The sequence below is a fragment of the Aminobacter sp. P4_H6_2 genome (assembly GCF_056400805.1).
This window is the reverse complement of the sequence record NZ_JBFUKO010000217.1, coordinates 1-8,079: the sequence shown is the minus strand read 5'-3', so window position 1 is coordinate 8,079 and position 8,079 is coordinate 1. Positions and strand designations below refer to the sequence as shown.

The window sequence follows — 8,079 nt, the reverse complement described above, 5'->3', positions numbered from 1 at the left end:
CCATGACGTAGTGCCATTCGACCGTGTAGCGGCCGGCGACCAGCGAAAATACCTGGATCGGCAGCGTGTAGCTTTCCTGGCTGCGCAGCATGGTCAGCGCCACGACGAATTCGTTCCACGCGTTGATGAAGGTGAAGATGGCGGTGACGGCGATGGCCGGCACGCACAGCGGCAAGAACACCTTGCGCAAGGTGAGCCAGCGGCTGCCGCCTTCCATCCATGAGGCTTCTTCAAGGTCACGCGGAATGGTGTCGAAATAGCTCTGCAGCATCCACACGGTGAAAGCGACGTTGAAGGCCATGTAGACGCCGCCGACCGCATTGAGGCTTTCGACCAGGCCGAAGGAAGCGAGCAGGCGAAACAGGCCGAGCACCAGCACGATCGGCGAGATCATCTGCGAGATGAGCAGGAAATGTCGGAAGGCACCGTGGCCGGCGAAGCGGAAGCGTGACATCGCATAGGCCGCCGGAATCGAAACGAGGATCGCGCCGATGGTGGCGATGAGCGAGACATGGAGCGAGTTGAACAGCGCCCGGCCGAAGCCTGCCGCCACCCACATCTCCGAAAAATTGCGCCAGCGGAACTCGCTCGGCCACCAATTCGGCGTCAGCACTTCCTGAGCCGGCTTGACGGCGGTCAAAAACATCACCGCGAACGGAAACAGCGTGACGACGACGAGCGGCGCCAGAAGCAGCCAGGCGATGACAGTGCGCTTGAGCTTGGGAGACATCATGCCCGTTCTCCCCGCATGGCAAGTCGTATGTAGATCGCGGTGAAGACGAGCAGGATCGCCAACATGACCAGCGACACGGCAGAGGCCTCGCCCAGCTTGCCGATGCGGAAGGCGAGCTTGTAGAGATGGGTGACGAGGATGTCGGTCGAGTTGGCCGGTCCGCCCTGCGTCATCACCCAGATGATCGGGAACGAGTTGAAGACGTAGATCGTGTTGAGCACGATCGCGATGTTGACGAAGGGCTTGAGCAAGGGAAGGGTGATGCGCCTGAACTGCTGCGCCGGCCCCGCCCCTTCCAGTGCCGCCGCCTCATAAAGATCGTCGGGGATCGATGATAATCCGCCCAAAAAGATGGTGGTGGTGAACGGCACCGTCACCAGGATACCGATCATGATCTGCATCGGAAAGGCAGTCGCGGCACTGGCCAGCCACTGGATATTCTGGTCGACAAGGCCGAGCCCGCGCAGGGCGGAATTGAGCATGCCGCTTTCGCCGTTCAGCGCCCAGCGCCAGACGATGGCGGTCATGGTCAGCGACACTGCCCAAGGCAACATGACGACGACGCGCGCCACCGAACGGCCGTAGAAATCCGCATTGAGGATGATCGCCACCGGGATCGACACCAGCAACGCTCCACTGACCACCGCGACGGTCCAGACGCCGGTGCGCAGCACCGCCTTGATGAAATCCGGATCGGCAAGCAGAGCGCGGAAATTCTCCGCTCCGCTGAAATCGCGCAGCTGGCCGAAACGGCTGACGTCATGCGTCGCGATCTGGATCAGGTCGAGGACCGGCCAGAAGATCACCACCGCGGCCAGGATCAGGCTCGGCAGCGTCAGCAGATATGGCAGTGCGCGATTGTGCATGAGAGCCTTGGCAGGAACGCGAGGTCAGCGTCTGAAAGCGGCGGCGCATCGAAGTCATCGACACGCCGCCTTTCACAGCAAGCGAAGCTACTTCTTCAGGATGCCGTTGGCCTTGGCCGCTGCTTCCTTGAGGATGGCTTCGGGATCGCCCTCACCTAGATAGACCTTCTGGACCGCGTCCGAGGTGATCTGCGCCACCTCTTCCCAACCGGGGATGACCGGCGCAAAACGCGCATCGGGCAACAGCGCCGTGAACGCAGCCAAATCGGCATTGTTCACATAGTAATCCATCTTGGCCTCTTCCTTGTTGACCGGAAGGAAGCCTTCGCCTTGGGTGAACTTGGCGCGCCAGTCGGTCTGGAACAGGAAGTCGAGCAGCTTCCAGGCCTCGTCCTTGTTCTTCGAATTGGAGAACATGACGATCGAGTCGGTGACACCGTAGGTGCCGCGCGCGCCAGTCGGGCCGGCCGGAATGGCGGCGACGCCGTATTTAAGGTTCGGCGCTTCTTCCTTGATCTGGTTGGACAGGAAGGGTGCGGTGATCATCATGCCGACCTTGCCCTGCTTGAACAGGTTCTGGACGTCTTCACGGGCGTAGGAGGTGACGCCCGGCTGGGTCAGCCCCTCGTCGATCATCGACTTGTAGAGTTTCGCCGCCTCGATGGCACCGGGGCTGTCGAGGCCCGACGTGCCGTCCTTCTTGAGGATCTCGGAACCTTGCGACCACATGCCGTAATAATAATAGACGTCGGTCTCGATCTCCTTGCCCTGCAGGCCAAAACCGTAGTTTTCGCCACCGAGCGCCTTGATCTTGGCGGCGGCGTCCTTGAGTTCGGCCCAGGTTGCCGGCGGGTTGGCGAAACCGGCCTTCTCCAGCAATTCCTTGTTGTAATACATCGCCCGCGCGGAAGCTGCGATCGGCAGGCCGTAGGTCTTGCCGTCCATCACCGAGGGCGACATGAAGGTGTCGATGAAACGACCCTTGAACTCGTCATTGATGTAGCCGTCGAGCGGCTCGGCAATACCCTGCTGGACAAAATCGATCAGCCAGCGCGTTCCGATGATCGACAGATCGGCATTGGTGCCGGCGGTGATGTCGGTGGTCAGCTTCTGCAGCAGCACATCCCACGGCACGACCTCGAACTTGACGTCGATGCCCGGATTGGCCGCCTCGAATGCCTTTTCTACCTCCTGGAAATAGGGGCCGGTCTTCGAGCTGTATTCGGCAACCGTCACACGCACCTCGCCGGCATGGGCATGCGCCGCCAGCGCCAGTACGCTCAGTCCGGCCAGGAGGCCGGTTTTCCACGTTGCAATCGCCATTTCAGTGTTCCCTTGCTCCCACGGGTCAACGCCCGTTCCCTAGGCACTTTTGCGCGCCATCTGATAAGTGACTTTCTTACATTATCCGGCATTCTGGCMATATCAAGCCTCTTTTGTTGTTGCTTAATTACATTTTCGACCATAATCCTGAAGCTTGAAAGCGGCCAAGATCGCTTGGGAGCCCACCAGTGACGCTAGACAGCGAATTCAACGGGAAATCCGTATTGATCACCGGCGCAGGCGGTGGCGTCGGGCGGGCACTGGTCGAGATTTTCGCCGCACGTGGCGCCCGCATCATCGGCTGTGACCAGACCATCGAGGCGATGAACGGGCTCGGTCTCGCCACGCGCCATGCCTTCGACCTGCTGGACAGGACAAGCATCGAGCCTGCGATGCGCGCCTTGATCGAAGCCGAGGGCATCCCCGACATCGTCATCAACAATGCCGGCTGGACACGCGCCGAGACCATGCCCGCGCTGACTCAAGACAGCATCGAAACCGAGATCGACCTCAATCTGACCGGCGTCACCAGCCTGACCAACGCCTTGCTCAAGCCGATGATCGCGCGCGGCTCGGGCTCCTTCGTCTTCATCTCCTCGGTCAACGCGCTTTCGCATTTCGGCAACCCGGCCTATGCGGCGGCGAAAGCGGGCATCAACGCCTTTGCCCGTGCGATCGCTGTGGAACATGGCCGCCAGGGCATCCGCGCGAACGTCGTCTGCCCCGGCTCGATCCGCACACCCGCCTGGGACCATCGCCTCGCCAAGGACGCTGCCATCCTCGGCAAGCTGCAGCGCCTTTATCCGCTCGGCCGCATCGTCGACACGCGTGAAGTGGCCGAAGCAGTGGCCTTCCTCGCCTCCGACCGGGCGTCGGGCATCACCGGTGCTGTGCTGCCCGTCGATGCGGGACTGACAGCCGGATGCCTGCCTTTCATCGACGACATTCTGGGAGCGTGAGACAATGACCGGCGTTGCCTTCCGCAACCTCTCCAAGTCGTTCGGCCAGCACAAAGTGCTCGAAGACATCAACCTCGACATCGACAGCGGCGAGTTCGTGGTGCTTGTCGGCCCCTCCGGCTGCGGCAAGTCCACGCTTTTGCGCATGCTGGCCGGCCTCGAGCCAATTACCCATGGCGACCTTTTGATCGGTGGCGTACGCGCCAATGACCTGCCGCCGCAGAAGCGCAACATCGCCATGGTCTTCCAGTCTTATGCGCTGTTTCCGCATCTCACCGCATCGGAAAATATCGGCTTTGGCCCGAAAATCCGGGGCGAGTCATCAGCTGCCATCGACAAGAAGATCAAGGACGCCGCCGCGATCCTCAACCTTCACGCCTATCTCGACCGTTATCCGCGCCAGCTTTCCGGCGGCCAGCGCCAGCGCGTCGCCATGGGCCGCGCGCTTGTGCGCGATCCACAGGTGTTCCTGTTCGACGAGCCGCTGAGCAATCTCGACGCTCAGTTGCGTGTTCAGATGCGCACCGAGATCAAGGCGCTGCATCAGCGCTTGAAATCGACAGTGGTTTACGTGACACACGACCAGATCGAGGCCATGACCATGGCCGACCGTATCGTTGTCATGAACCAGGGAAAGATCCTGCAGGTGGGTGCGCCGCTCGAACTCTATGACAGGCCGGCGACCAAATTCGTCGCGAGCTTCATCGGCTCGCCGTCGATGAGTTTTGTCTCGGGCAGCCTTGGCAACTCAGGATCGGGCACACATTTTGCGACCGCTTCCGGCGAAAAGCTGTCGCTAAATGGCGGCCGAGCCTCTTCCTTCGGCGGCCCCGTCGAGGCAGGCATCCGGCCCGAACATTTCATCATCGGCAATGGCGCCGACGCGCTCCAGTTCAAGGTCGACGTCATCGAACCGACTGGCTCGGAAACCCATATCTACGGCTCCATCGGCGGCGAGCAGGTGCGGGCTGTGTTCCGCGACCGGGTTTCAGTGCGCCCCGGCGACACCATGCCGGTTACGGCCGATCCCAAGAACATCCACCTGTTCGACAAGGCGACCGGCCTTCCCGTATGAGCAACATCGCCGACATCATCACCCGGCTTCAGTTCACCGCGCAGGACGGCTCCAAGTCCGACAGGCGCTTGGCGAGCCTGGTGCTGTCGGATCTCGACTTTGCCTCCAAGGCCACCATCTCCGAGATCGCCGCCCGCGTCGGCGTCAGCGAACCGACGGTGACCCGTTTCTGCCGCAACCTCGGCTGCGATGGCGTACGCGACTTCAAGTTCTTCCTCGCTCAGGCGATCGCCATCGGCGGCCAATATCTGAAGCCCGAGCCGCTCAATCGCGACATCCGCGAGCAGCGCGTGGCCTCCGCCGTCACAGAAGCGGCCATCGCCGCAATCCAGCGCGCCTCAGACAATCTCGATGTGGCAACGCTGATTGCAGTCGCAGAGCGGCTGTCGGCGTCGCAGAACATCCTTTGCCTGGGTTCCGGCGGCATCTCGTCGATGATGGCTACCGAACTTCAGAACCGCCTGTTCCGCCTGGGCCTGTCTGTCGTCGCCCAGGTCGACGGCCAGTTGCAGCGCATGTATGCGGCGGTCGCTACGCCCGAAACCACGGTCGTCGCGTTCTCCGTGTCCGGCCATGCCCGCTCGGTGATCGATGCCGTTCAGGTCGCCCGGCAATATGGTGCCCGCACGGTAGCGATCACCGCTCCCGGGTCAGCGCTGGCGAAAGTGGCCGACACGATGATCCCGTTCCAGCCGATCGAAGACGGCAACATCTACAAGCCGACTTCGTCGCGCTTCGCGCTTCTCGCCATACTCGACATGATCGCATTGGCCACCGCCGAGACCCGCGAAACCAAGGTTCTCGAAGGTCTGCGCCGCATCAAGCAAAGCCTCAACACGCTGAAGGTCGACGACCCCAGGCTGCCTCTAGGTGATTGACATGACCCTTGCCGAAAATCCGTTTGCCAACGACGCCGACCGCGCCGCCATCTGGGAGATGCTGGTGCGCCGCGACATCGAGGCCTTCGTGACCCAAGATTGGGGCCTGGTCGCAGGCGATTTCGACGAGCAGCGCTTCCTCGGCATCCATGCCCACAACTCGGCCAACCCGGACGACTGGGATGCGGCTTTTCCTACCCTTTCCGTCTACCGTGACGAGTGGCTGCGCCAGGCAGCCGAGTCGGCTGCAACCGCCTATGCCGAGCCGTTGTCGGCGGGCATCCACCGCGCGACGCGGCTGACCGAAATCGACATCACCGGCGATGTCGCTGTGGCGCGCAAGAAATTCGACGGCACCATCAAACGCGCCGACGGAACCGATGACCGGCTGAACTGGCAGACGCTCTACTTCTGCAGGAAGGCCGATGGCCGCTGGAAGATCACCGGCTTCGTCGGATACATGAAATACAAGTGAGACTCTTCGCACTTCTGACATCATAGCCAACGCAAAGGCGCCTCTCGGGCGTCTTTTTCATGCCCGCAGCCACCCTGCCTGCAAGACAGAAAAGCCAATCTTGCAAACGTTTGCACTTGACTGCAAGATACCTTGCACACTATGAGTCGAATGCAACATGGGTGCAAGATCGTGACATTGCTGGAACGTATCAAGAGCCATTCGACCCGCCTCACCGAGGCCGACCAGCGACTCGTCTCGGCCCTGCTCGAAAACGCCGCCGAAGCTGCTTTTCTCTCAAGCGCACGGCTCGCCGAACGCGCCAGCGTCCATGAGGCCGCGACGACCCGGCTGGCCCAAAAGCTCGGTTTCAAGGGCTATCCCGAACTGCGCTCGCAGCTGCAGCGCGAGCTGGTCGAGAGCCAGGATGCCGCCGAGCGCATGCGCCGCTCCGTCGCCAAGGTCGAGCATGGCGATTTCCTGCTCGACCTGATCGGCAGCGAGATCGCAGCGCTCGAACATCTCCGCCTCGCCGTTTCGCAGGAAAGCATCAACCGCGCCGCGGATATGATCGTCGACGCCGAGCGCATCTTCCTGTTTGGCCAAGGCCACGCCCAGTCAATCACCCAGTTCCTGCGCCGCCGGCTCGACCGCTTTGGCATGACCACCATCGTTCTCGAAGGCCGCGGCCGCGACATCGCCGAGCGCGTCGTCGGCATGCGCAAGGGCGATCTGGTGCTGGCGCTCACTTTCCGCAAGCAGCCGACCAGCTACGCTCCGCTCGTCGAACATTGCCATGCCCAGGGCGCCAAGGCCGTTCTGGTCACCGATCTGGCCGGCACCATGATGCAGCCCGAAGCCGATCTGGTGCTGGCAGCACCTCGTGGCCGCTCAGGCAGCGAGTTCCAGACACCGACGGTGCCGTTCGCCATCGTCAACGCCATCCTGCTGACCATTGCCGGCAGGCATCAGACGCGCGTCATGGGCGCGCTCGAGCGCCTGTCGGGCCTGTTCGACGAATTCGATTGAGAAAAACCTGGGAGGGAAAACATGCTCAAGTCGATGAAACTGACACTTTTCGCCGCCGTCGCCATGCTGCCTCTGGCAGCCAGYGCCGCCGAACTCGATGCGATGAGCACAGCCGAGTTGCTGCCGCTCGCACAGAAGGAAGGCAAGGTCACTGTCTTTTCGCTGTCGAGCCGCATTGCCAAGGTCGAAAAGGCCTTCGAGGAGGCCTATCCGGGCATCGATCTGGTCGGCATCGACATGAGCTCGGTCAAGCAGATCGCACGTGTCGTGGCCGAGCAAACAGCCGGCGTCAACGCAGTCGACGTGCTCTATATAGCCGACACCCCTGTGGTTTATGAGGACCTGGTCAAGACCAACCGCGTCGTTCCCTACGTGCCTCCGCGCGTCGCCGGTGAGCTTGCCGGCGAATACAAGGCCCCACTGTTGACTCAGCGCCTGTCGACCAAGGTGCTGATGTACAACGAAGCCGCCAATCCCAACGGCGCGCCGGTCAAGAACCTCTGGCAGCTGACCACGCCCGAATGGAAGGGCCGCGTCCTGATGGTCGACCCGATGCAGCGCGGCGAATTGCTTGATCTGCTGGTCGAATTCTCGCTTCGGCCCGACGAGATGGCCAAGGCTTATGAAGCGCAGTTCGGCAAGCCGATCACCGTCGAYAGCGACCTGCAAGGCGCCGGCGAGCAGTTCATCCGCGACCTGTTTGCAAATGACCTGGTGCTGGTGCCCAACTCCGATGCCATTAACAAGGCCATCGGCGACAAG

General features: G+C 61.8%; 9 protein-coding genes. 6 read left to right on the top strand and 3 right to left on the bottom strand.

Annotation, left to right across the window (positions count from 1 at the left end; translation table 11 throughout):
• From AC1DUU_RS16315 to AC1DUU_RS16305, 3 genes are all read right to left on the bottom strand, one after another.
• Window positions 1-733: carbohydrate ABC transporter permease (locus AC1DUU_RS16315; RefSeq protein ID WP_476784455.1), on the bottom strand; the 733-nt coding region annotated here is incomplete at its 3' end.
• Window positions 730-1,599, bottom strand: coding sequence for a carbohydrate ABC transporter permease (locus AC1DUU_RS16310; protein ID WP_476784454.1), 870 nt, complete (start codon window positions 1,597-1,599; stop codon window positions 730-732). The genes AC1DUU_RS16310 and AC1DUU_RS16315, both read right to left, overlap by 4 nt.
• Before the next feature lie 87 nt (window positions 1,600-1,686).
• Window positions 1,687-2,922, bottom strand: coding sequence for an ABC transporter substrate-binding protein (locus tag AC1DUU_RS16305; RefSeq protein ID WP_476784453.1), 1,236 nt, complete (start codon window positions 2,920-2,922; stop codon window positions 1,687-1,689).
• Window positions 2,923-3,110: 188 nt separating this feature from the next.
• Here AC1DUU_RS16305 and AC1DUU_RS16300 point away from each other — a divergent pair, with 188 nt between their 5' ends.
• The 6 genes from AC1DUU_RS16300 to AC1DUU_RS16275 all read left to right on the top strand — a co-directional run.
• On the top strand, window positions 3,111-3,881 hold the full coding sequence (locus AC1DUU_RS16300) for an SDR family oxidoreductase (protein WP_476784452.1): 771 nt from the start codon (window positions 3,111-3,113) through the stop codon (window positions 3,879-3,881).
• Between the two features lie 4 nt (window positions 3,882-3,885).
• Complete coding sequence (locus tag AC1DUU_RS16295) at window positions 3,886-4,956, top strand: ABC transporter ATP-binding protein (RefSeq protein ID WP_476784451.1); 1,071 nt, start codon at window positions 3,886-3,888, stop codon at window positions 4,954-4,956.
• On the top strand, window positions 4,953-5,834 hold the full coding sequence (locus AC1DUU_RS16290) for a MurR/RpiR family transcriptional regulator (protein ID WP_476784450.1): 882 nt from the start codon (window positions 4,953-4,955) through the stop codon (window positions 5,832-5,834). The genes AC1DUU_RS16295 and AC1DUU_RS16290 overlap by 4 nt, the downstream gene beginning before the upstream one ends.
• 1 nt (window position 5,835) lies before the next feature.
• On the top strand, window positions 5,836-6,309 hold the full coding sequence (locus tag AC1DUU_RS16285) for a hypothetical protein (protein ID WP_476784449.1): 474 nt from the start codon (window positions 5,836-5,838) through the stop codon (window positions 6,307-6,309).
• Window positions 6,310-6,480: 171 nt separating this feature from the next.
• Window positions 6,481-7,317, top strand: a complete 837-nt coding sequence (locus tag AC1DUU_RS16280) for a MurR/RpiR family transcriptional regulator (RefSeq protein WP_476784448.1) — start codon at window positions 6,481-6,483, stop codon at window positions 7,315-7,317.
• 21 nt (window positions 7,318-7,338) lie between these two features.
• A partial coding sequence (locus tag AC1DUU_RS16275; RefSeq protein WP_476784447.1) for a type 2 periplasmic-binding domain-containing protein occupies window positions 7,339-8,079 on the top strand: 741 nt, incomplete at its 3' end.

Excerpts from the sequence above, each read along its gene's own strand:
- AC1DUU_RS16310 (WP_476784454.1), bottom strand. The coding sequence starts at position 1,599 with ATGCACAATCGCGCACTGCCATATCTGCTGACGCTGCCGAGCCTGATC.
- AC1DUU_RS16285 (WP_476784449.1), top strand. The coding sequence starts at position 5,836 with ATGACCCTTGCCGAAAATCCGTTTGCCAACGACGCCGACCGCGCCGCC.
- AC1DUU_RS16295 (WP_476784451.1), top strand. The coding sequence starts at position 3,886 with ATGACCGGCGTTGCCTTCCGCAACCTCTCCAAGTCGTTCGGCCAGCAC.
- AC1DUU_RS16290 (WP_476784450.1), top strand. The coding sequence starts at position 4,953 with ATGAGCAACATCGCCGACATCATCACCCGGCTTCAGTTCACCGCGCAG.
- AC1DUU_RS16305 (WP_476784453.1), bottom strand. The coding sequence starts at position 2,922 with ATGGCGATTGCAACGTGGAAAACCGGCCTCCTGGCCGGACTGAGCGTA.